Source organism: Pseudomonas sp. Emmai (assembly GCF_055179735.1).
Genome location: NZ_CM143685.1, coordinates 3,989,634 through 4,013,571 on the forward strand (window position 1 = coordinate 3,989,634; position 23,938 = coordinate 4,013,571).

At 57.1% G+C, this 23,938-nt stretch carries 19 protein-coding genes and 3 pseudogenes; 13 read left to right on the top strand and 9 right to left on the bottom strand.

Features of this window, described 5'->3' with window-relative positions; genetic code table 11:
- Nucleotides 1–35 precede the first annotated feature (35 nt).
- From speC to ACY4LX_RS18515, 9 genes and pseudogenes are all read left to right on the top strand, one after another.
- Nucleotides 36–2,408, top strand: coding sequence for an ornithine decarboxylase (speC, locus tag ACY4LX_RS18475; RefSeq protein WP_463257369.1), 2,373 nt, complete (start codon nucleotides 36–38; stop codon nucleotides 2,406–2,408).
- Nucleotides 2,405–2,608, top strand: coding sequence for a hypothetical protein (locus ACY4LX_RS18480; RefSeq protein WP_463257370.1), 204 nt, complete (start codon nucleotides 2,405–2,407; stop codon nucleotides 2,606–2,608). The genes speC and ACY4LX_RS18480 overlap by 4 nt, the downstream gene beginning before the upstream one ends.
- Nucleotides 2,608–2,766, top strand: a complete 159-nt coding sequence (locus tag ACY4LX_RS18485; RefSeq protein ID WP_463260618.1) for an Orn/Lys/Arg family decarboxylase — start codon at nucleotides 2,608–2,610, stop codon at nucleotides 2,764–2,766. The genes ACY4LX_RS18480 and ACY4LX_RS18485 overlap by 1 nt, the downstream gene beginning before the upstream one ends.
- A 4-nt stretch (nucleotides 2,767–2,770) precedes the next feature.
- Nucleotides 2,771–4,126, top strand: a complete 1,356-nt coding sequence (locus ACY4LX_RS18490) for a basic amino acid/polyamine antiporter (protein WP_463257371.1) — start codon at nucleotides 2,771–2,773, stop codon at nucleotides 4,124–4,126.
- A 19-nt stretch (nucleotides 4,127–4,145) separates the two neighbouring features.
- The gene (locus ACY4LX_RS18495; protein WP_463257372.1) at nucleotides 4,146–5,054 is read left to right on the top strand and encodes a F0F1 ATP synthase subunit gamma; all 909 of its coding nucleotides are present in this window, start codon (nucleotides 4,146–4,148) and stop codon (nucleotides 5,052–5,054) included.
- 126 nt (nucleotides 5,055–5,180) lie between these two features.
- Nucleotides 5,181–5,438, top strand: a complete 258-nt coding sequence (locus tag ACY4LX_RS18500; protein WP_463257373.1) for a hypothetical protein — start codon at nucleotides 5,181–5,183, stop codon at nucleotides 5,436–5,438.
- A 90-nt stretch (nucleotides 5,439–5,528) separates the two neighbouring features.
- Nucleotides 5,529–6,746 (top strand): annotated as a pseudogene (locus tag ACY4LX_RS18505) (arginine deiminase).
- 25 nt (nucleotides 6,747–6,771) lie between these two features.
- A pseudogene (locus ACY4LX_RS18510) lies at nucleotides 6,772–7,645 on the top strand (ornithine carbamoyltransferase).
- 36 nt (nucleotides 7,646–7,681) lie between these two features.
- A complete protein-coding gene (locus tag ACY4LX_RS18515) occupies nucleotides 7,682–8,254 on the top strand; it encodes an amino acid kinase family protein (protein WP_463260619.1) in 573 nt (190 codons plus the stop codon).
- A 9-nt stretch (nucleotides 8,255–8,263) separates the two neighbouring features.
- Here the strand turns inward: ACY4LX_RS18515 and ACY4LX_RS18520 are convergent, their stop codons facing one another.
- The 3 genes from ACY4LX_RS18520 to ACY4LX_RS18530 all read right to left on the bottom strand — a co-directional run bounded on the left by ACY4LX_RS18520 (nucleotide 8,264) and on the right by ACY4LX_RS18530 (nucleotide 11,709).
- Nucleotides 8,264–8,650, bottom strand: a complete 387-nt coding sequence (locus ACY4LX_RS18520; protein ID WP_348122818.1) for a DUF1850 domain-containing protein — start codon at nucleotides 8,648–8,650, stop codon at nucleotides 8,264–8,266.
- Nucleotides 8,647–10,674, bottom strand: a complete 2,028-nt coding sequence (locus ACY4LX_RS18525) for a TRAP transporter permease (RefSeq protein ID WP_463257374.1) — start codon at nucleotides 10,672–10,674, stop codon at nucleotides 8,647–8,649. The genes ACY4LX_RS18520 and ACY4LX_RS18525 overlap by 4 nt, the downstream gene beginning before the upstream one ends.
- Nucleotides 10,675–10,755: 81 nt before the next feature.
- Complete coding sequence (locus ACY4LX_RS18530) at nucleotides 10,756–11,709, bottom strand: TAXI family TRAP transporter solute-binding subunit (RefSeq protein ID WP_348122821.1); 954 nt, start codon at nucleotides 11,707–11,709, stop codon at nucleotides 10,756–10,758.
- A gap of 240 nt (nucleotides 11,710–11,949) precedes the next feature.
- Between ACY4LX_RS18530 and ACY4LX_RS18535 the strand changes: the two genes are divergently transcribed.
- Nucleotides 11,950–13,269: a chloride channel protein gene (locus ACY4LX_RS18535; RefSeq protein WP_348122822.1), complete on the top strand. Its 1,320-nt coding sequence runs from the start codon at nucleotides 11,950–11,952 to the stop codon at nucleotides 13,267–13,269.
- A 1-nt stretch (nucleotide 13,270) separates the two neighbouring features.
- Here ACY4LX_RS18535 and ACY4LX_RS18540 read toward each other — a convergent pair whose 3' ends face one another.
- Complete coding sequence (locus tag ACY4LX_RS18540; protein ID WP_463257375.1) at nucleotides 13,271–14,548, bottom strand: DUF2254 domain-containing protein; 1,278 nt, start codon at nucleotides 14,546–14,548, stop codon at nucleotides 13,271–13,273.
- 297 nt (nucleotides 14,549–14,845) lie between these two features.
- Between ACY4LX_RS18540 and ACY4LX_RS18545 the strand changes: the two genes are divergently transcribed.
- From ACY4LX_RS18545 to ACY4LX_RS18555, 3 genes are all read left to right on the top strand, one after another.
- Nucleotides 14,846–16,300, top strand: coding sequence for a TrkH family potassium uptake protein (locus ACY4LX_RS18545; protein WP_101206751.1), 1,455 nt, complete (start codon nucleotides 14,846–14,848; stop codon nucleotides 16,298–16,300).
- Nucleotides 16,301–16,460: 160 nt separating this feature from the next.
- Nucleotides 16,461–18,335 carry a DUF294 nucleotidyltransferase-like domain-containing protein gene (locus ACY4LX_RS18550; RefSeq protein WP_463257376.1) on the top strand — a complete coding sequence of 625 codons (1,875 nt, stop codon included), beginning with the start codon at nucleotides 16,461–16,463 and terminating at the stop codon, nucleotides 18,333–18,335.
- On the top strand, nucleotides 18,335–19,057 hold the full coding sequence (locus ACY4LX_RS18555; protein WP_101206753.1) for a 3'-5' exonuclease: 723 nt from the start codon (nucleotides 18,335–18,337) through the stop codon (nucleotides 19,055–19,057). The genes ACY4LX_RS18550 and ACY4LX_RS18555 overlap by 1 nt, the downstream gene beginning before the upstream one ends.
- Nucleotides 19,058–19,158: 101 nt before the next feature.
- On the opposite strand, the pseudogene ACY4LX_RS18560 reads toward ACY4LX_RS18555, so the two are convergent.
- From ACY4LX_RS18560 to ACY4LX_RS18580, 5 genes and pseudogenes are all read right to left on the bottom strand, one after another.
- Nucleotides 19,159–20,126, bottom strand: a pseudogene (locus ACY4LX_RS18560) (SulP family inorganic anion transporter); the annotation flags it as partial.
- Nucleotides 20,127–20,339: 213 nt separating this feature from the next.
- A complete protein-coding gene (locus ACY4LX_RS18565; RefSeq protein WP_463257377.1) occupies nucleotides 20,340–21,461 on the bottom strand; it encodes a mechanosensitive ion channel family protein in 1,122 nt (373 codons plus the stop codon).
- A 101-nt stretch (nucleotides 21,462–21,562) separates the two neighbouring features.
- A complete protein-coding gene (locus ACY4LX_RS18570) occupies nucleotides 21,563–23,218 on the bottom strand; it encodes a BCCT family transporter (protein ID WP_463257378.1) in 1,656 nt (551 codons plus the stop codon).
- 209 nt (nucleotides 23,219–23,427) lie between these two features.
- A complete protein-coding gene (locus ACY4LX_RS18575) occupies nucleotides 23,428–23,754 on the bottom strand; it encodes a hypothetical protein (RefSeq protein ID WP_463257379.1) in 327 nt (108 codons plus the stop codon).
- On the bottom strand, nucleotides 23,706–23,924 hold the full coding sequence (locus ACY4LX_RS18580; protein ID WP_463257380.1) for a GH36-type glycosyl hydrolase domain-containing protein: 219 nt from the start codon (nucleotides 23,922–23,924) through the stop codon (nucleotides 23,706–23,708). Before ACY4LX_RS18580 ends, ACY4LX_RS18575 begins: the two co-directional genes overlap by 49 nt.
- Between the last annotated feature and the right edge of the window lie 14 nt (nucleotides 23,925–23,938).

A 23,938-nucleotide genomic window follows, 5' to 3' on the forward strand; every position in this document is an offset into this window, starting at 1 on the left:
AGTCGCAGTACTACCACTTGATTAGAGGTCTCGACATGTCGGTTCCCTACCACACGCTATTTCATTTCCTGCTATACAGCCCCGTGTTCGTTCATGCACCTGAAAGCAACGAAGCGCGGCTCGTCCAGCGCCTGATTGACGCAATTGGCGAATATGACTATCGAACCGATGTCGTGCCCACCTTGAGCGGGGCCAATGTCGCGGCAGTGAGCGATATGGGGATCGGTTGCTTCCTGCTGTCGATCGACGGCCCGGATGAGCCCGAGGTACAGGCACTCATTAACACCATCAGGCGCGAGCGCGGACTTGATACGCCCATCTATCTGATGAGCGAATTGAAAGGCGTGGAGTCGCTTTCACTTGCCCCATTGGGCGAGGTCACTGGATACCTCTATCTCGACCACGAAACGCCGGCCTTTTCCGCAAAGGAAACGATCTTCGCGCTGGAACGTTATGCCACCGGGTTGAAGCCACCGTTTTTCGGCGCCCTGATGGACTACGACTACGAAGGCAACCAGATGTGGACCTGTCCGGGCCACCAGGGCGGGGCATTCTACCGGCGCAGCCCGGCCGGCCGTCTCTTTGTTGAGCATCTGGGCGAGGCGGTGTTTCGTAACGACATCGACAACTCGGTGCCCGAAATGGGCGACCTGCTGACACACGTCGGTCCGGCGCTTGCCGCGCAGATGGCGGCGGCAAAGGTCTTTGGCGCCGATCGCACTTACTTCATCCTCAACGGAACCTCGACGTCGAACAAGGTCGTGACCGCAGCGCTGCTAAAACGTGGCGACCTTGTGTTATTTGATCGCAACAACCACAAATCGAATCATCAGGGTGCGTTGCAACTGGCCGGTGCGATCCCGATTTACCTCGAAACAGACCGCAACCCACAGGGCCTCATCGGCCCGATCGATTACGACGCGCTGGACGAAACGAAGTTGCGCGAGCAGATCCGCAACCATCCACTGGTCACCGATCCAGAGGCATGGAAACGTGAGCGGCCATTCCGACTGGCCATCGTTGAACAATGCAGTTACGACGGCACCATCTACAACACCGGTAGCCTGATCGAACGAATCGGCCACCTGTGTGAGTACGTCCACTTCGACGAAGCGTGGGCGGGTTTCATGAAGTTTCACCCGCTGTTTGCCGGGCATTTTGCGATGGGTCTGGAGAACCTCGACGCCAATAGCCCCGGCATCATCGCTACCCAGTCAACTCACAAGCAACTGGCCGGCTTCTCGCAGGCCTCGCAGATTCATGTGCGCGACGAGCATATCAAGGGGCAATCACGACGCACCGGGCATCGACGGTTTAACGAGATGTTCATGCTGCACTGCTCGACCTCGCCGTTCTATCCACTGTTTGCCAGCCTTGATGTTGATGCTCAGATGCATAAGGGGCGCAACGGCTTGGTGCTTTGGGACGACGCGATCCGCATCGGTATTGAAACGCGTAAAAAGCTGCGCACGCTAAAACACCGCTTTACGGAAACCGCCAAGGGTGACGCCAGCGATTGGTTCTTCGATCCGTTCGTGCCTGATGTGGTGACAATTGCGGATTCCAGGTTCAGCCCTCCACTCGATGGCGTGCCCTGGGAGGATATCCCCACGGACGTGCTGTCCCGCGAGCCCGCGTGCTGGGCTCTAGTCCCGGATGCTCGCTGGCATGGTTTCCGGCACGCCGCGCCGGACTGGGCGATGACTGATCCGAACAAGTTGACGCTCCTCACGCCAGGCTTCGACCGTAAGACCGGCGAATACAGCGATACCGGCATCCCGGCGACGCTGTTGGCCGCCTACCTGCGCGAGAACAATATCGTGCCGGAAAAATGCGACCTCAATAGCATTCTCTTCCTGCTGACTCCCGCCGTTGAGGCCGGCAAGTGCGCGTCGTTGATATCCAGGCTGGTGGCGTTCAAGCACCTGTACGACACAGACGGGGCGCTCGAAGCGGTGCTGCCGACGACGCTTGCGCGCTATCCGCAGCGTTACGCCGGTTACACGCTGCGGGGCCTGTGCGACGAGATGCATGGTTTCTACCGCAAGCACGATATTGCTTCCCTGCAAAGACTGTGCTTTCGCGGCGAGCACTTTCCAGAGCAGGCGATGTCGGTCGCCGACGCCACCGAAGCGTTCGTCGGCAATCGAGTCGACTATCTGCCACTGTCCGAGTGCAAGGGTCGTATTTCGGCGACGCTGGCACTCATCTATCCACCCGGAATCGGCATTGTCGTACCCGGCGAGCGCTATGACGATCGGGCGCAGCCGATGCTGGACTATTTTCTCGTGTTCGAGGAGGCGTTCAATCGGTTCCCTGGCTTCGAGTTCGAGGTACAGGGCGTTTATGCCGATGATGTCGACGGCCGCGTTGTTTTCCACACCTATGTCGTGCAGGAGTCAACATGAGCGGCTTCTCACCGAACGTGCCCGGGATTCTCTATCGACGTCGGGTGCTTGTAGTGCATAACGGTACTGGCGCCGAGAGTGCCGGTCGTCACGCGACCGCGGCGCTGATCGACGCGTTGAAAGATCGCGATATCGATGTCATTGACGCCACTTCGGAAAGACCGGCGTGGTGCCGTATCCCCCAGGAATACCGTTGCTGATGCCCGGAGAAAATATGGGTATAGCAACAGGCTCAATGCTCGGCTACCTGAAAGCCCTCGAGGCATTTGATGCTGAAATGCCGGGCTTTTCCCACGACACGCATGGCGTTGAAGTCGTCGGCGGCCGCTATCAGATTTTGTGTATTACTGAGGATTGATCCCATGAAAGCAGCCACAGCAGCGGGCGTTATTCCGGATTCTGGCGCCTCAACCGCTTCGACGAACGTACCCGCCAAGAACAAGCTGGGTATGCTCTCCATGACCCTGTTGGTGATCGGCGCAATGGTGGGGGGAGGGGCCTTCAACCTGCCACAGAACATGGCACAACATGCCGGGTTGGGCGCGGTACTTATCGCCTGGCTGGTTTCCGGGCTCGGGATTTTCTTTCTGGCCCGAACTTTCCAGGTGCTTGCCGACATCAAGCCTGAGATTACCGCCGGCATCTACATGTACTCGCGTAAGGGCTTCGGCAAGTTCGCCGGATTTCAGGTTGCGTGGGGTTATTGGCTCTCGTCCGCCTTCGGCAACGTTGGCTTCGCGGTACTGCTGATGGACACACTCAACTACTTCTTTCCTCCTTATTTTGAGGGCGGGAATACGTGGTTGGCGATTTTGATCGGATCCAGCGTCTTCTGGATACTGAACTGGCTCGTATTACGCGGCGTGAAGAGTGCGTCGGCCCTTAACGTGATCGGCACGATTGCCAAGTTCGTCCCGATTGCAGTCTTCCTCGGCGTTGTCGTGATATCGATGAAAGCAGGCCTGTTCACGACCGACTTCTGGGGCAATGTAAGCGATAACGTGTCGGGTGGTAAGCCGCTGGGTAACCTGCTCGAGCAGGTCAAGAGCACCATGCTCGTGACGCTGTGGGTCTTCATCGGCATAGAAGGCGCAGTGGTGATGTCCGACGAGTCGGATGCCAAGACCGTGAGCCGAGCAACGTTGATGGGGTTCTTCGTTACGTTGCTGCTGTACGTCCTGATTTCCGTACTGCCCTTTGGGATCATGACCCAGGCGCAGTTGGCAGTTATCGCTCCGCCATCCATGGCAGCGATTCTCGGCTCGATTGTCGGCAAATGGGGCGAGTATTTCGTTAATGGCGGAGTCTTGATTTCGATTCTTGCCTGCTGGCTGGTTTGGACGATGCTCGTGGCCGAACTGCCCTGGGCCGCGGCGAAGGACGGTACCTTTCCCCAAGCTTTCGCCTTGACCAACAAGAAGGGCGCGGCCTCCGCTTCGCTGTGGGTTTCGACTGTCGTTATGCAGGCAGTGATGATCCTGATGTTCTTCTCGAACAATGCCTGGAACGTCATGCTTTCTATCACCGGCGTGATGATTTTGCCGGCTTACATAGGTGCCACCGGCTTCTTGTGGAAAATCATGGCCAATGGCAGTTACCCGTCAACCGCAAAAATGGGTAGAACCACTGCGCTGGTCAGTAGCGTGCTGGGACTGATCGCGAGCAGGTCAGCGAGGCTGCGCGTCAGGCACTTGCAGCGTTTCTGGCGCCGCCCGTGACAGACACCAAGGAAACCTGATGGCCGCCTCCATCACCGCACTGCGCCGCCAAATCAGTAGCGCAGGTGACCTTAAGTCAGTGGTTCGGGTCATGAAAGCATCGGCGGCCTCGGCGATTGGACAATACGAGCGATCAGTGGCCGCACTCGCCGACTACGCGCACACGGTTGAACTGGGGTTGGGTGTGTGTCTGCGTTCGGTCGATCCTGGGGGGGCACGCATTCAGTCCTCCCCGACGCGCGTCGATGACATTGTGGTGCACGCCGTTGTATTTGGTTCTGATCAAGGGCTGGTAGGTCGGTTCAACGAGGAGGTGGTCGACTACGCGATGGCGCAGGTCGCGTCTTCCTCGGTGAAGGTTTGGGCGGTCGGCGAGCGCGTGTATGAACGACTGCTCGATGCCGGTATGGCGCTCGAAGGCTCATTTGCCGTTCCCGGATCGGTAGAACAAATCACGCAACTCGTCGGACAGATTCTGCAAAAAGTACCGATCCCGGAAAGCGCAGCAGTGGGTGAGCAGCAGAGCGCAACGCTGATCCTTTTCTATAACCGTCCGACTGGCCAAGGTTATAGCCCCGTGAGTCAGCGACTGCTGCCTCTGGACGACCGTTGGCAACGCGCACTGGCTGAGCAGCCCTGGCCCACGAGTCAACGGCCCGAAGTCCTGAGCGCAAACAAGCAGACGCTGCGTGCCTTCATCCGCGAGCACCTGTTCGTCTCGCTGTTCCGTGCCAGTGCCGAGTCGTTGGCCAGCGAAAATGCCAGCCGTCTCGCCGCGATGCAGCGCGCAGACCGCAACATCGGCGAACTTCTGCTGGACCTCAACGCTACCTACCATCGTTTACGCCAAGCCGGCATCGATGAGGAGCTCTTTGACGTGATCTCTGGTTTTGACGCCTTGTCGCCGAATGCCGATGCCACCCCTTAACGCTAAACGCACTGTGTGTGCTGTCGAACAGACAGGCCAACGTACGGCTAACAGAATGAGGACAGATGGTTTGCCAACTCACGCTATTGAAGCGGTGGCAGGCAATAACCTGTTGAGGTACTTCCTATGACCCAGCCGTTAACTGCTGTTTACCAATACATCGTCAGGGAGCTCGAGCCCACCGAGCACGCGTTGGACGAAGCACCGGTTTCCATCGTCTGCGAGCCGGTCAAAGTGCCTGGCAGTCCAAGTGCACATGGCAGGATAACCATGCATCTCGCGGCGGGCACCACGCTTGAAGAAGCGCAGGCCATCGCGAGCACGCTGCAAGCCAAGGTCAAGGGGCTGTTTCATTTGAAAGCCTCGGCGGACGAGCCTGATTAGTTTGAGTTTGATGACTTGCCTCGGGACGGATTGGCCTGTGTAAAGCGCTTCTCGTTCACCCCCCGTGTATTTGCATAGGAAACCGACGTCATGACCGAAGGTGTGAATTCTGAAGTTGGCCGACTGCGTCGCGTGCTGGTTTGCCGACCTGGGCTGGCGCAACAGCGCTTGACGCCCGCGAACTGCCGCGACTTGCTGTTTGACGACGTGTTATGGGTGTCGCAGGCGCGCAATGAACACGACGCCTTCACCAATGCGATGGTGGAGCGCGAGGTGGAGGTGCTGGAGTTGCATGATTTACTTGCCTCCACCATGGCTGACCCAATCGCCCGTGCTTGGCTGCTTGACCGCAAACTCAGCCCTGGCACCGTCGATGTTGAGCTTGCTCAGCAACTGCGGCCATGGCTGGAGGCGCTACCGCCGCTACGTCTGGCCGAGCACTTGATTGGCGGGCTTGCGCGCTCCGAGCTGCCGTTCGAACCCGAAGGCCTGCTGGCACGCTTTGCTGCCGCGTCTGATTTCCTGCTGCCGCCGCTACCCAACACGCTGTTCAGCCGCGACAGCAGTTGCTAGGTCGGGAAGGGGGTGGTGCTGTGCCCGATGCACTGGCCTGCACGCCGACAAGAGACGCTGCTGACCGCCGCGGTCTATCGTTTCCATCCGCTGTTCGCCGGTCGGGTGACAACATGGTGGGGTGATCCAGACCAGGATCACGGCAGTGCCTGCCTGGAAGGCGGGGACGTGATGCCGCTGGGGCAGGGCGTGGTGCTGATCGGTATGGGCGAGCGCACGTCGCCACAGGCTGTGAGCCAACTCGCCCGAGCCCTGTTTGCTCAAGGAGCGGCGACCCTCGTGTTGGCCGCACAGATTCCGAAATCGCGCGGTGCGATGCACCTGGACACCGTCATTACCTTTTGCGACGTGGACCTGGTGACGTGTTTCCCGGACATGGTCGATGCGATCCGCGTGCACAGTCTGCGACCGGGCCAGCGTGAGGGCAGCCTGGACGTGCGCACCGAGAGCGGTGCTTTCCTAAGTGTCCTGGCCGCTGCGCTGGGACTGCCCAAATTGCGATCAGTCGCCACCGGCGGTGACGTCTGGCAGGCCGAACGCGAGCAATGGGATGACGGTAATAACTTGCTGGCGTTAGCGCCTGGTGTGGTGATGGGCTACGCGCGCAACACGCACACCAATACCCTGTTACGTAAAGCCGGTGTCGAGGTGATCACCGTCTCCGGTTCTGAACTGGGCCGCGGACGCGGTGGCAGCCATTGCATGTCGTGCCCGATCGAGCGCGATGCGCTCTGACATTCAACCAAATGCGGGAGTCACCATGAGTTTCAACCTGCGAAATCGTAGCTTGCTAGCACTCGAGGACTACGAGCCGGATGCAATCCGCTTTCTGCTCGACCTGGCAGCGGAGCTTAAACGTTCGAAAGCCGTGGGCAACAAACGGCCATCCCTGAAGGGCAAGAACATCGTGTTGATCTTCGAGAAACCGTCGACGCGCACCCGCTGCGCCTTTGAGGTAGCGCTTCCACCAAAGCGTGGTCGAGGAACTTGCACGCTACGCCAACGTGCCGGTCTGGAATGGTCTGACCGATGAAAGACACCCCACCCAAATACTCGCCGACTTGATGACGATGCAGGAGTTTGGAGAGAAACCACTGCACGAGTTGAGCTTTTGCTATCTGGGTGATGCCAGTTTCAACATGGGCTGTTCGCTTTTGGTGGGTGGCACAAAGATGGGCATGGATGTCCGTATTTGTGCCCCCGCCACTTTACAACCGCCCCCCGAACTGGTCGCGCAAATGCGCGAACTGGCTCGCAGTACCGGGGCACGCATCACCTTGGAGACAGACCCGTTGAAAGCGGTGGTTGGCGCCGACTTTCTTTACACCGATGTTTGGGTGTCTATGGGCGAGGACGACGCGGTGTGGCAGCAGCGTATTGATCAACTGCTGCCCTATCAGGTAACGACCGCACTGATGCAGGCCACCGGCAAGCCGCGCACAAAGTTCATGCACTGCCTGCCTGCATTCCATGGGATGGATACAGAAGTCGGTCGCCAGGTGCACGAGAAGTACGGTCTGACCGAGATCGAGGTGACCGACGAGGTGTTCGAGTCTGATGCCTCAATTGTCTTCACCCAGGCCGAGAACCGTATGCACACCATCAAGGCTGTCCTGGTGGCTACGCTCGGATGACCCTTTTCGGAGTACGCTCATGAAGGTTGTGGTTGCATTGGGTGCAAATGCGCTGTTACGACGCGACCAACCTCCAACAGCGGAAAATCAGCTAGAGAACATCCGCGCCGCCGCTCTGCAACTGGCGCAAGTGGCCGAGCATCGCCCGCGCCGTTGCGTGTACTTGGACTTCAGGCGATCCGCTGGCTGCTGGAACATGGCGCGCTCGTCATCGCCGCCGGCGGCGGAGGCATTCCGGTGGCACGCACGGGCGCGAGTGGTGATAACAGGCTGCACGGCGTGTCTGCTGTGATCGACAAGGATCTGTGCACCAGCTTGCTCGCGCGCGAGCTTCAAGCCGACTTGCTGATCATCGCTACTGACGTGCCGGCGGTCTACATCGACTGGGGCTCACCCACGCAGCGCGCGCTCGGCGAAGTGACGCCGCAGGATCTCGCCAAATACCACTTCGCTGAAGGATCGATGGGACCGAAGGTCGAGGCCGCACGAAACTTTGTCCTCGCTACCGGCAAACGTGCCGTGATCGGTTCACTCGACCAGATCGAGGACATGCTCGCTGGCAACGCGGGTACCCGGGTTTACCTTGCGAAAGCCAATGGTGCAGTATGACGATCAAATTCAACCTGCATCGCATGCCCACATCTGCACGGAGGGCTGATTATATGTGGGCGCTCCGACCCACTGGCTCAACGAGGAACACTGGCCATTGAAGCACAACTGGTAATCGCCAGCCTCGGGGGTTCGCCCCAAGTTAAGTGGCTGCAGAGGCGGTAAGTGACGTCGGTAGTGCCAACTGCCGTTTTCCAGTCGAGCATCTTCCGGGATCTCCATTCCCGCGCCGTTGCCACGTACACGAGCTTCTTCCAGTACCAGGCCTTGTTCGGTGACGCGGTAGTCCTCCTCCCAGCGAATCTTTTCAATGGTGTGATTCCACGCCAGCGTGAAGTGGGAAATCGACAGCTGAGCCCACACGGCGCCGGTGAGACCCAGACATAATCCGATCATGCGTTGGTGATTCCTGCCTGACGGGAGCGCCAGACGTGTTGGAGTATCAGCAATACTCCAAGGACGAAGCCCAGCTCATCAGTCAGTGGCAACGCCACCACCAGCAAGGCGCCTGCGCCCACGCACAATAAGCGCTCCCAAACAGGCATCTTGCGCTGCAAATAGCCGGTGGAGGCCATCCCCCAGAGCCCGACCGCCAACGTTGTTTTGATCAGCATGTAGGCGGTCATCCACACGTTGTCACCTTGCAGCATGAGGGCCGGGTTGTAGACCGCCATAAACGGGATGACGAACCCCGCCAGTGCAATTCGCACCGCCCAGAGGCTGATTTTGAATCCTGTTTCTTTGGCGATCGGTGCTGCAGCAAAGCAGGCGAGGGCGACCGGAGGCGTCAGGTCGGCGAGGATGCCGAAATAGAACACGAACATATGCGACACGATCAGAGGCACCCCCAACTCCAAGAGGGCAGGGGCTGCGATCGAACTGGTGATGATGTAGTTGGGGATGGTCGGAATACCCATGCCCAGCACCAGGCAGGTGATCATCGTCAGTATTAGCGACAGCAACAGGTTGTCTCGGCCAATGGCCAATATGTAACCCGCAAAGGTCGAGGCCACGCCGGTCAGTGACACTACGCCGATGATGATGCCCACCAGTGCGCAGGCAATCCCTACCGGTACCGCGTGGCGTGCGCCTTCGACCAACGCGTGGAGGCAGATAGTCAGTGTTTCTCGACCGCCCTTGATGGATCCGCAGACCACTACCAACACTGCGATGACCGCAAATATCACGGCGATCCCTAGCTGGAAAAAACCGGCGCACAGGATGCCTAGTGCTACCCAAAAAGCGCAGCGCAGGCCGAAGCTTTGCACCCTGAGGATGATCGCCGAGCCAAGAATTACGATGGCCGTCAGCGCCAGTCCAACCATGCCCGAGAATAGGGGCGTGCGCCCGGAAAACAGCAGGTAGACCAAAACCAGCAGGGGAATCAGCAGGTACCAGTTTTCCTTGACCGCACCCAGCGCGCTTGGGCATTGATCCTTGGGCAACCCCATAAGGTTGGAGCGCTTGGCTTCCAGATGAACCATCCAGAACACAGAGCCGAAGTAAAGGATGGCAGGAATCAATGCCGCCTTGGCAATCTCCACGAACGGCACGTTGATGGTTTCGGCCATGATGAAAGCGACCGCGCCCATCACTGGCGGCATCAACTGACTGCCCATGCTGGAGGTCGCTTCCACCCCGCCGGCAAACGCGGCCCGGTAGCCAAAGCGTTTCATCAGCGGAATGGTGAATTGCCCCGTGGTCACGACGTTAGCAATCCCCGAGCCGGTGATAGTCCCCATCAGCGCCGACGAGGCGACCGCGACTTTGGCCGGCCCGCCCAACTTGTGACCGAACAGGCCCATGGCGAAGTCGGTGAACAGCTTGATCATCCCGGCCTGTTCGAGGAATGCGCCGAACAGGATAAACAGAAAGATGTAAGTGGCCGACACATAAGTCGGCGTCCCATACAGTCCTTCGGTGCCAAAAGATAATTGATTGATGATTTGATCGAAGCCATAACCGCGATGTGCCAGCTCGCCCGGTAGATACTCGCCGAACAGGCCATACGCCAGGAACAGGCTGCAGATGATTGGCAGCGCAGTGCCCATTACCCGACGGGCAGCTTCGAACACCAGGGCAACCAGCAGGATACCTATTACCGTATCGGTGGACGTCAGATCCCCCGAGCGCTGGATCAGGTCTGCCTCGAACACCCACTGATACATCGCCGTGGCAATGGCTGCGAGGCTGAGCAGCCAGGCCAGCGGCTGCCAGGGACGGTCATTGCCGTAAGCGGGGTAACTTAAAAATACCACCCAAAGGAGGAAGCCGACGTGTACGGCGCGCAGAACCTGGCTTGAGAACGGTGCAAACGCAGCGGTGACGATCTGAAAAATCGAGAACAGTAATGCGACGTAAAACAATGTTTTTGGCCAGTCTCGCGGATTCGCGGAGATGCCCTGATGATCTTCACTCATTAGCTGCCTGCCTCATGACTGCATTGAAAAAGGGGCGAACCATTGGCGCAGCGACAACCCTGACCGCTGCGCCAAACGCCGTTACAGCGCGCCTTTTTCCTTGTAGTAACGCTCGGCGCCTGGATGCAGTGCAATTGGCAGGTTCTTGGCCGCGTTTTCCAGCTTGATGTCCTTGGCCGCCGAATGAGAGTTGCCCAAACGTGTCAGGTTTTCGAACAGCAATTTGGTCATCTGATAAGCCACTTCATCTGGCACATCAGCACGCGTGACGAGGATGTTGGTGATCGCGACCGTGGGCACCGCATCAGGTTGCCCATCATAGGTATTGGCCGGAATCATTGCGCTCTGATAGGCCGGGTTGCCGATTTTTTCGACCACATCGGTCGGAACGGAGACATAGTTCAGTGGCATGACCGAGGACAGGTCGCGAATGGCCGCCATGCCTAGCCCGGAGGACTGCAGCGTGGCGTCTAGTTGCCGGTTCTTGATCAATTCGACCGATTCAGCGAAAGGCAGGTACTGCACTTTACCCATGTCTTCGTAGGTCAAACCCGCCGCTTTGAAGATCGCCCGCGCATTCAACTCGGTACCCGATTTCGGTGCTCCGACAGAGATGGTCTTGCCTTTGAGGTCGGCCAGGGTCTTGATCCCCGACTCCTTGCTGGCCACGATTTGGATGTAGTTGGGGTAAGCACCGGCAATCGCGCGCAGCTTGGTCAGCGGCGCGTTGAAGCCTGCATCTGCAACGCCATTCTTCGCGTCGGCCACGGAGTCACCCAGCGCCAGCGCCAGTTCACCTCGACCGGCCTGAAGCAGGTTCAAATTTTCCACCGACGCTTTGGTGGCTTGAACCGAGGTCTTCACGCCCGGGATGCCATCGCTGTAAATCTGCGATAGACCGACGCCAATCGGGTAATAAACCCCGCTGGTACCCCCGGTCAGAATGTTGATGAACACCGGTGCGGCCTGAGTTGCGGTTGTGACTGCCAAAGTTGCTGCGGCGGCCAGCAGGGTAAAGCGGCTTTTTACTCGCATGGAAAACTCTCCGTCTTGTTATGGCTGTATGCAGAGTGACTCCACTGTAGTTGATAGTGACGCAAAGGTGGCGAGTTGCTGGCCAATCTCTGCACTGGAATACCTTGGCAAGTTGACGTGCACGGCGGGCTGCGGGTGAATTGTTTTGTAATCATTTGGCCAGAGCCGGTTGGACCTCATCACTTATCCGGTTAGTCTTGCCCTTACCACAGTGCTGAACATCAATTGGAATCCACTCGGGTGATCAAACCGCTTTTATTGATTCGCCGTCGTTTTGCCTCGATCCGTTGGCGTACACGAGTCACGCTTTGGGTAGCCGCTACTCTCGCGGGGCTGCTGGTGGTGATGTTCGCCCGACTGGCCGACCTGGCACTGACGCAATTTGCCCAACAGACCGCCGAACGGCCTTGGCTGCCCTTTGTATACACACCGCTGGTGGGCATGCTGGTGGTGTGGCTGACCACACGTTTTTTTGTTGGCTCACAGGGCAGTGGGATCCCGCAGGTTATCGCCGCTACCCGTCTGGCGCACCAAGGTAAGCCGGTCGATAAGCTGGTGTCGTTACGTATCGCCTTCGCCAAGATCGGCTTGGGTACCCTGGCACTCACCGGTGGTTTTTCGGCCGGACGCGAAGGCCCTTCGGTTCAGGTCGCCGCCTCGATCATGCATTTTTTTCACCGCTACTTGCCCAACGCACGAATCATCCGCAGCGAAGACTTGATCCTCGCTGGCGGCGCAGCGGGCATTGCTGCAGCCTTCAACACGCCTTTGGCAGGTGTGGCCTTTGCGGTAGAGGAGTTGGGGCGCAAGCTGGAAACCCGAACCAGCGGGGTCTTGCTCAGCACCATTATTTTGTCGGGGATGGTCGCGATTGCCTTGCAGGGCAACTACAACTATTTCGGTCACTTCGACGTTCAAGACATCCAACTCGATATCGTTGTCCCGGTGCTGGCGATCGGTATTGGCTGCGGTCTTCTGGGCGGGTTGTTCAGCCGGATGCTGCTGTGGCCGCAGCGCCATCATCGATTTGTCGTCTGGGAATGGCGCCGCGTGCATCCCGTCTGGTTCGCCGGTATATGTGGAATGATCGTGGCGATACTCGGTTGGCTCAGTGGCGGGATGTCGTTCGGCAGTGGTTACGGGATCACATCCCAGATCATCACGTCCGATATCGGCCTGCCATGGCATGCGCCCATTACGCGTTTTCTCGCGACGGTGGTGACTTACTTTTCCGGTATTCCCGGCGGCATTTTCGCCCCCTCCCTGGCGGTAGGAGCGGCCATTGGAGCCAACGTCGCGGAACTCTTCGGACTGGCTGCACAGCCGATGATTGCTCTGTGTATGGTCGGTTTTCTGTCTGCTGTAACGCAGTCGCCGATCACGTCAGCGATTATCGTGATGGAGATGATCGACAGCCACGGTATGGTGATCAGTCTGTTGGCTGTAGCGCTGATAGCCAAAGCGGTCAGTGCCAGGATGGGGCCTGAGTTGTATCAGCAATTGGCCCGTGGTTTTTTGCACGCCCCGGACAGTGGCGCAGCCCCGCGAAAACCAGATTGAACTAGCGGATCAGTTGTCGAGCCGCGGCCCTGAGTGTTTGTTTGTCTTCCTCCAATGTCAGCGACAGGTCTGAGCGTTTGAGTAGAAGGCCTGCGTGCCTGGCACAAGCATCCTTGTACATCTCGGGGTTTATCTGCGCCAGGCTGACAAGCGCCTTCATCATGCGCAGGTCTACTTCGAGCAAGCTCGCGCCATCTCTGGCAATCGGCGCAAAAAAGTCATCGAACAGATCATCTACAGTCAGGCCGCGGAGGTAAACCTGCTCGCAATCTTCATCGATTTTCGCTGCGGGGTCTTGTGGTTTACCCCAGCAGGAGAGGCTTCTGACCCCCCGGCCAATGACGTCAATGGCAGTCCCAGGGTCGTTGACTGCCGGCGACAAGGCGCGAGAGGCGATTTCCGACAGCACCGACAACCCGAACCGGGGATCGTGTTCAAACGTTCGGCGTACGTCAATGGTCAACGCAGCGAGGATTTTTTCGGTGCTGGCGTGCAACTCGTCTACGCGCTCCGCGTTCAAGCTCACGGTTCGGGCGAGCGGCATGCCCAGATGCACAAAAGATCCCGGAAGGATGTCCAGAAAAACCTGTATCTCGTCTGCTTTTGCAACGGCGCCTAACGCGTGCACGTCGATATGTTGGACGTACCCGGTTTGGTGACTGGTGATTGTTTGAGCAGAGACTGGAATCATCCACTCGGCAGGGTAAGCGGCACCGCCCAAATGAGGCCATTGGACCCTGTTGTTAATGGCGTCGATTGTCGCCTGTTCGACACGATCAATGGTTTCACCCACCCGTCCGAGTTTGGACAGGTGATCGATCCAGCGCAGAAGCGTGTAAACAATCAGAATCACCACGGCGATGGTCACCGCAAATAGCAGAACCCTTCCTTGTGTTCCGTAGGCCCCGGTACTCAACGCAATGATTCCCACCAGGCTAAACAGAAATGAGCCGATAAAGGTGGCGAGGGCATTTTGCGTGGTGGTGTCTTCCATCACCAGTGTGGTGGCTCGGGGCGTCACACCACTGCTGGCTGCACCGTAGGCGGTTACCATCGTGCTTAACGAAAAAGTGGTCACTGCGAGCATGCTTGAGGCGATGATGCTCAGGATCTTGTCGACAGCGTCGGCGCCGATACGGGCGGGCAATGATTCGGGAATGTAGTCTTTGAAGACAACGGCGAGCAACGCTGTTGCCACGCCTAGCAGCGAAAACAGCGTGGCTCTGAACCATAGCCGTTTGGTCAGTTGTTGTAACAGCCAGCGCCAGCGAGCGACCATTTTTCATACCTTTTGATAGTGGGGTGATCAGTCAGTGGTTTCAGGTTCCGGTCAGCAAAGACGGGAGGTGACTCTCCTTGGTTGGGTTCTCATGAGTAAGGATGGTTCATTCAGCAGTCACCCTAGCCGCAATCTTCAAATAAACCCTTGGGAGAATAAAGTTTTGAGGTGGACGTACCCCTTAATAGGCGAGAATCAGGCCGACGCATTGCGACCCTGCTGATCGCACTTGGAAATTGCGGACCCAGGAGGCGTAGCCTCCGATATCGCGTGGTACACATTTGTTAGGTTACTTCTATGTCGATCGCAGCAATACGGCTCATTGGCTTCATCTTAGGTATTTTTCTTATTACGTTGGCCGTCAGTATGGCTATTCCCATGATCACGTTGGTGGTCTATGAGCGCCGCGACGATCTGTCAGCCTTTCTCTGGTCCAGTTTGATTACCTTCATCTGTGGTCTGTTATTGGTCGCTCGTGGGCGCCCCGATACTGCGCAACTTCGTCCGCGAGATATGTACTTGCTGACCACCGGCAGTTGGGTGGTGGTGTGTACCTTCGCTGCGTTGCCGATGGTCTTTATCAGCCACATCAGTTACACCGACGCTTTTTTTGAAACCATGTCTGGTATCACAACTACCGGTTCAACGGTACTGAGTGGTTTGGACACAGCCTCTCCTGGATTGTTGATCTGGCGTTCGATGTTGCACTGGTTGGGAGGTATCGGCTTTATCGGTATGGCCGTGGCGATCCTTCCTCTATTGCGAGTGGGCGGCATGCGTCTTTTTCAGACAGAGTCTTCAGACTGGTCGGAGAAAGTGACCCCGCGCTCCCATGTGGCAGCCAAGTACATCCTTTTCCTCTATCTGGGGCTAACGGGCGCCGGAGCACTGGCGCTCTGGATGGCCGGAATGACGCCGTTTGAAGCAGTCAACCACGCCATGTCGTTGATCTCTACCGGGGGATTCTCAACCTCGGACGCGTCACTTGGGCATTGGACACAGCCAGCTATTCATTGGGTAGCGGTGGTGATCATGATTCTGGGCAGTCTGCCCTTTACTTTGTATGTCGCGACATTGCGCGGTCATCGACGTGCGCTATTGAAAGATCATCAGGTGCGCGGATTTATCGGGTTCTTGATCGTTACCTGGCTGGCGGTGGGGACCTGGCTGTGCTTTCACAGTGATTACGGATGGTGGGATGCGTTTCGTATCGTGGCCGTCAATGTGACCTCGGTCGTCACGACCACCGGTGTTGCGGTAGGCGATTACACCTTATGGGGCAGCTTTGCCGTCCTGCTCTTTTTCTATCTGACCTTCGTCGGTGGATGTTCAGGCTCCACGGCCGGTGGTCTCAAGATTTTTCGTTTTCAGGTGGCTGCCGCGTTACTGGTCAGTAGCTTGAAACAACTGATTCATCCACGGGCAGTGATTCAGAAAAAGTACAACGGCCATCCGATTGATGAGGAGATCGTGCGCTCTCTTTTGACCTTTTCGTTTTTCTTCACGATCACGATTGCCGCTATTGCCCTGGGCCTGGCTCTGATTGGACTTGACTGGACAACAGCATTGAGCGGCGCCGCTACGGCGGTGTGTAACGTAGGGCCAGGGCTTGGCACGATCATTGGGCCGGCAGGTAATTTTTCATCATTACCTGATTCCGCAAAATGGATATTGACCGTTGGAATGCTCCTTGGAAGGCTGGAAATTCTGACGGTGCTGGTGCTCATAACGCCTGTGTTCTGGAGATATTGACCTCAGCCGTCAGGGAACACGGAGGTGGGGAGTTACTTGATCACTGCCAAAGGTTGAACAACGTGACTGGATATGATCTGGTAAGCGCTGTTTTCAGCGCGCCAGCTCCCCCAGGCCTGTGCAAGGCTCAGTCATCTTTTTTGATCATCTCCGAGGTTCCATGCAAATCGAGTTACAGGAGATACGCGACCACCTTCATCGTTTTCCTCCCTTTGATCAGTTGCCTCAGGAGTCGCTGGACGCAATAGCCCAGCGTATCGACGTCAGTTATTTCAAGGCCGGCAGCGATATCCTTGTGGCCGGTGCCGTCATTCAGGATTTGCACTATGTGCGCAGCGGTGCCGTGGAGATTTATCGGCGCAACGGCGATCTCTATAACCGCCTCGTCGAGGGCGATATCTTCGGGCAGGCGGGTTTATTACGCAGCAACAAAGTTCGTTTTCCTGCCAGAGCTCTGGAAGACAGCCTGATCTACTTTATTCCCGCCGATATGTTCGCAGAGTTGTGCGCGCAGCATGATGCGTTCGCTGACTTCGTCGAGGCTGAAGGCCACTCAAGGCTACAGACCGCCGTCGAGGCGCAGGGCCGCGCGAGTGAGCTGATCCAACTGAAATGCCGCGCCTTGATATCGCGTGAACTGGTGTGGGTGACCAGCGACACTTCAGTCCATGAAGCGGCGAAAGTGATGACAGAGCAAAGCGTATCTTGCGTTGTGGTCATGGGGCCTGAGGGGCGGCAAGCGGAAATGGTCGGCATTGTCACCGACCGGGATCTGCGGACCCGAGTGGTCGCTGAAGGGCGAAGTGACAGCGCTACATCCATCAGCGAGATAATGTCGGAGGACCCCGTTGCGATCCAGGCCGATGACTCGGTATTCGAGGCCATGCTGGTCATGTTGCGACGCAATATCCATCACCTGCCGGTCGCCTATAAAGGCAAGACGTTAGGTCTGATCAACCTGCCGGACATCATTCGGTATGAGTCCCAGAGCAGCTTGTACCTGGTCAACCGGATTTCCAATCAAACCTCAGTCGAGGGCCTGCGATCACTGTTGCGTGATCTGCGTGCAACTTACATCCGTATGGTGCGCGACGGCGCTACAGCGCACATGATCGGGAGCGCGATCGCAGGTGTTGGCCGCGCCTTCATCCAGCGCCTGATCGAGTTGGCGGAGAAACAACTGGGGCCGCCGCCCGTGCCGTATTGCTTCATGGTGCTGGGGTCGATGGCCCGAGACGAGCAGTTGCTGGTGACCGACCAGGACAATGCCCTGGTACTCGATGATCGATTCGACCCCGTTCAACATGACGAGTACTTCAAGCGCCTCGCCACCTTTGTCAGCGATGGCCTGGCTGTCTGCGGTTATAGCTATTGCAAGGGTGGAATCATGGCCACCAATGATCAATGGCGGCAACCGGTGCGGGTTTGGCGCGCTTACTTTGAGCAATGGATCGAAAAGCCCAATCCGGCGACCTTGCTTAACAGCTGTATTTTTTTCGATCTGGACGGGGTCTATGGTCAACTGGAGTTGGTGCAGGAACTCAAGGACTTGTGCGCTCGCAAGTCCAGTATCCATCCAGGATTTCTCCACGCCATGGCCCGGATTGCGCTTAATCGGACGCCGCCGCTGGGTTTCTTCCGCACGTTCGTGGTGGAAACAGACGGCCGGCATAAGGGCATCATCAACCTCAAGGGCCGAGGCACTGCGCCGCTGACCGACCTTATTCGCATCCACGCACTTGCTTGCGCAAGCACGGCGCAAAACTCCTTTGATCGCCTCGATGCAATCAGCAACACCCAGCTCATTCCACCGGACGCGCTGATGCAACTGCGTTACGCCCTGGAGTTCCTGTCCATGGTACGGATCCGGCATCAGGCCGACGCGTTGGAGCAAGGCACCATACCGAACAACTACATCGAGCCAGAGCGGTTCTCCACCAGCGAACGGCATAGCCTCAAAGATGCGTTTCAGGTCTTGAGTAACGCGCAGAATTTCTTGCGATTCCGTTACCCACTCAAGGGGCGGCAATCGTAATGAGCGCGGTGAAAGTCAATCGACAGTTCGAAAAAATAGACTGGGCTGCAAGGTTTCAGGTATTGGCCGAGGAGGTGAGTCATCCCCACCTGAAAAAATTCTATCAGGCCGGGGCTGTGCCGGCACACACCTTAATAGAGCATGTGCAACTGCTGGCGATGGACATTGAAACGACCGGTCTCGATGCCGAATCCCACAGCATTGTCAGCATTGGACTGATCCCGTTCACGCTGCAGCGGATATATTGTGGTCAGGCTCTGTATTGGGTCATACAACCGCCATCAGAGCTTAACGACCAGTCGGTGACGTTCCACCACATCACCCACTCCGACATTCTGGACGCCCCGGGACTTTCCGAGATAGTCGGGGAGTTGCTGGAAGCCATGGCCGGTAAAGTCATGGTCGTGCATTACCGAAACATAGAGCGGGGTTTCCTCGATCAGGCGCTTCGCCTTCTGTTGGGGGAGGGCGTGCAATTTCCGGTTATCGACACGATGCAGTTGGAAGCACGAATGCATCGACAAAAACGAACGTGGCTCGACCGATTGCTGCGCCGGCCCAGGCGTTCAATTAGGCTGGCCGACAGTCGCGCGCGCTACAACCTGCCGGCTTACCACGCGCACCATGCCTTGACCGATGCCCTGGCGGCTGCCGAACTGTTGCAGGCGCAAATAGCCAACCACTACTCACCGTCGACGCCGATTGAGGCACTGTGGAATTGAGGTCGCCTCTCAATCACTGAGCAGTCGATCTCAGGGGCATCGATCACCCTGCGCCCGTCAAGTTGCGCAAGCGGAGAAGGGGCAGGGGCAGCGCATGTCGATTAATGGCCTATCAGTGTGTCAATGCCCCAGGCTTGTCGTGAACGCCGAATCGATCCACGAGCGTGGCTGTCGCCCGGTTCATGCCAATCACATCGACCTGAATGCCTTCACGACGAAGCTTGAGCACCACTTTGTCCAAGGCCGTGACGGCGGTGATATCCCAGAAATGTGCTTCGCGCAGATCGATGGTGAGCGTTTCGAGCGGTTCATTGAGGTCGAACGCGTTGGCAAAGCGATCTGACGAGCCGAAGAAAACTTGCCCGATCACATAGTACGTACGGTGGCTATGTTCCGGATCTCGGCTGGAAGTGATGTCCAGGTAGTGGGCAATCTTGTTGGCGAAGAACATGGCGGCCAGCAAGGTGCCAGCGATCACACCAAACGCCAGGTTGTGGGTGACAACGACCACCACCACGGTCACCACCATTACAACGTTCGTGGACAGCGGGTGTTGTTTGAGGTTGCGAATGGAGCCCCAACTGAAGGTGCTGATCGATACCATGATCATCACCGCAACCAGTGCGGCCATCGGTATGCGCGCCAGCCAGTCCCCGAGGAAGATCATCATGATCAGCAACAACACGCCCGCGCTCAGCGTCGACAGGCGAGTTCGTCCGCCCGACTTCACGTTGATCATCGACTGGCCAATCATTGCGCAACCGGCCATACCGCCGATGAGTCCGCTGACGATATTGGCAACGCCCTGACCTTTGCATTCGCGGCTCTTATCGCTGGACGTGTCGGTCAGATCATCGACGATCGTTGCGGTCATCATCGATTCCAGCAAACCCACCACCGCCAACGCCGCGGAGTAGGGCAGCACGATGAGCAAGGTGTTCAGATTCAATGGCACGTCAGGCCACATGAAGATCGGCAGGCTATCCGGCAACGACCCCATATCGCCGACAGTGTGGATATTGAGCCCCATGGACACGGAAATCGCGGTAAGCACCATTGCGCGCAGCAGAGTTGGACCGCAGCAAGGAGGCGGTCAGGGTTTTGCGAGGGGCCGTAGCGCTAAGGCGGCGTAGGCTGCCAGTTGAAGCGGGACAAGGTGTTTCCTTCAGGAAGTCAAAAAATGACGCCAGGATCTTAGCCGGCGGCGCGGCGCCAACACAACCGCAAGGCGATGAGAGCGTGCCAGGCCACCGGCAGACTGGTTCTTTGCGCGATCAATACATCAGAGCGGCTGTTCAGTGGCCATTTTGGCCGTCTCAGGAGCCATGGCATCAGGTAATGAAGCGACATAAACAGTTCGCGAAGGGAATGCGAAACTGACGCCGAGTTCGGCAAAAGCTCCCATCATCTCGATGTTTATTGCTTGCTGAACATCCATGTAAACGTTGTAGCTGGGATCAAGCACGATATACACCGTTTCGAACTCCAGGGCGCTATCGCCGAAACTGCGGAAATGCGAGCGATCGAACCGCGCCAGCTTTTGCCCTTTGATGATTTTCTCAATCCGCTGCGGTACTTCCTTGACCTGTTGGGCAGAGCAGTCGTAGGTCAAACCGACCTCAAACACAATGCGACGCTCTTGAAGGCGTTTATAGTTTTGGATGGTGCTGCCGATCATTTGCGCATTCGCCATCACGATCTGCTCGCCACCCAGGCTGCGTATCCGTGTGGTTTTCAGACCAACATGTTCGACCGTACCGGACAGCGAACCGACGACAATAAAATCGCCCACTTCAAAAGGCTTGTCGACCGCGATGGAGAGGGAGGCGAATACGTCTCCAAGGATATTCTGCACCGCTAACGCAATAGCAATACCGCCTACGCCAAGGCTTGCGACGAAGGCGGTGATGTTCACCCCGACATTTGACAGCATTGCCATGACCACGACGACCCACAGAAATACTTTCGCACCCCATAGGCTAAGCGTCGCCAAGGCACTGGCCTGGAATGTCTCGGCTGAGCCGTGGCGTCGAAAGTAGCGCGCTAGCGCCAATGCAATCGAACGGTTCGCCCAAAGGCCCGCTTGCAAAGCGACAACCACAAACCACAGGCTGCTGACACGCCCCAGCCAGCGTTCAGGCAAATCAAGAAAGCCGATGCCGATAAGGACCGAGGCTAAAAACAGAAGGGTGTTGCTGGTAACCGAGAGCACTTCGAGCGCGATATGACTGAGGTCTGCGTCGGGTAGCAAGGATCTCTTGCGGATTTTCTTGAGGGCAAATCGAATGGCCGTTCTGGCCAGGACGAAGCTTAGGATTGTTGCGAGGAGCGCCAGCAGCCAGTGCCCTAAAGCGATCCCCAGCAAACTGTAATTTACAAAAAGGTCAATAATGTTTTGAAGCATGCAGGTCTCCAGTAAAGCCCTGCGAGACATGTAACCGCATAACGAAATCACAGTCTCGCAGGTAAATCGAACTCACCTATCCATTTGAAAGCGATGACGCATCAGGATCGGGGTTCAGACAGCAGTCCTTTGACCAGAGAGACACATCCCACCATCAGCACAATAGCGAAAGGCAGACCGGTGGAGACCGCCATTGCCTGCAGCGCCACTAAACCACCGCCGAGCAGCAGGGCGATAGCAATCACACCTTCGATGACAGCCCAGAAAACGCGCTGCGGAACAGGCGCGTCGACCTTGCCACCAGCGGTAATGGTGTCGATCACCAGCGAGCCGGAGTCCGAGGAAGTGATGAAAAAGACGATGACAAGAATAATGCCCAGGAATGAGGTGATTTCCTTGAGCGGCAAATGCCCCAGCATGGCGAACAGCTTCAGTTCCAGGACGGCATCTTTAACGCCCACGAAGCCTTGAACGGTCGCTTGATCAATCGCCGTTCCGCCGAACGTCGTCATCCACAGTACCGAAACCACAGTAGGCACTAGCAGAACGGAGACCAGGAACTCTCGTACGGTACGACCGCGACTCACCCGGGCAATAAACATCCCGACAAAAGGCGACCAACTGATCCACCACGCCCAGTAGAAGGCCGTCCATCCCTCGGTGAACTCAGTGTCAGTTCGTCCAAATGGATTTGAAAGAGCAGGCAGATACTCGGCATAACTCACCAGGTTTTTGAAAAAACCCGTGAAGATGGCCAGGGTAGGGCCCACGACAATGATGAACCCGAGCAGAAGCAAAGCCAGGCCCATGTTGATCTGAGACAGCACCTTGACGCCCTTGTCCAGGCCGGCAAGCACCGACCATAACGCGACCATCGTGATGCCGATGATCAGCATTACTTTGCTGAGATTCGTCGACTTGATGCCAAAGAGATATTCGATCCCCGCTGCGGCCTGTTCCGCGCCGATGCCCAGGGACGTTGCCAACCCGAACAATGTCGCAAATACCGCGAGGATGTCGATGATATGCCCCGGCCAGCCCCAGACCCGTTCACCCAGCAATGGATAAAAGATCGAACGAATCGACAGTGGCAAGCCTTTGTTATACGAGAACAGCGCGAGCGACAGAGCAACAATCGCGTAGATCGCCCAAGGGTGCAGGCCCCAGTGGAAGATCGTCGTGGCCATTGCCAACTCGGCTGAGCCTTTCATATCACCTGCCGCGCCATTCAGAGGCGCCCAGTCAGTACGAACCCCACTGGCATCGAGCGTGACGCCCCCCATGGAGGCCGCGTAGTGCGACATGGGTTCGGCAACGCCGTAGAACATCAAACCGATGCCCATGCCGGCAGCGAAAAGCATTGAAAACCAGCCAAGATAAGTGTGATCAGGCTTGGCGTCTCGGCCGCCCAATCGAACCTTTCCCAGTGGCGAAACGATCAACGCCAGGCACAGCACAACAAAGATGTTTGCGACGCTCATGAAGAACCAGGCCAAATGGCTGGTCAACCAGTTACGGATCGAACTGAAGAGTGGTTCTACTTCGTTTTGCAGTGCCAGCGTCAAGATGACGAAGAGCACGATCGTGGCTGCCGAGATGATGAAAACTTTGCCGTGAATATCGAGCGAGAACGAAAACTCACCTTTGATATTGTCTTGACCGATGACGTAGTCAGTATCGATCAGATTGGCTGCTCCGCTTGGAGCCGGGATGCCATCCTCACTGGCAGATTGAGAATTAGCTGGTAGATCATCCATAGGGTTTTTCCCCATGAGAGCCTCCTTGGTAGTGGCACGCTTCTGCGTACGATGGTCTGTAGCCCCGCTGTTCCTATGGTAAAACGAGAATTTGCCGCTCTATCCTAACAAGTATTGAAACAAATCCCGAAAATCAATCGAAATCTCCAATCAATATCGACGTAGAAATGAATAGATTTATCCAGACACCTATACGTCGACAGATATATCTACTCATCGTTCGCTTTGGAATATTCGCGCGCCTGGCGGTCGGGCGAGCGAACGCGGCACTCAATGTGAACTCGATGTGCGATGCCATCGTCGATCAACAAGAGCGCATCTCTTTCAATGCGCTGGTCGTCGAGCGTCATTGAGGTGGTCTCTGTCGTGCCCTGATTGACTTCGAAGTGGTACTGGGTTGCACCGAAGCGGTAAGTCAACGTAAACCCGGGCCAATCCTGCGGGATCAACGGCTCAATCGTGAGCGTGTTGCCGCTACGTTGCAGGCCTAGCAGTGACTCCAGCGGTACATCCAGCCTGCCGAGCCGGTATACCAAGTCCAGCCGCCACGTCCGGCGTGGGGTTCTTTAGCGTAAACATCGGCGGCCATCACGTAGGGCTCGACTTTGTAAGTCTCGATCCTTGCGTTGTTGAGCCGGTCGGCGGAGTTGAACAGGTTCAGCAACTCCCAGGCTTTTTCGGTATCGCCCAATTGAGCAAACGCCATGGCCGCCCAGATTG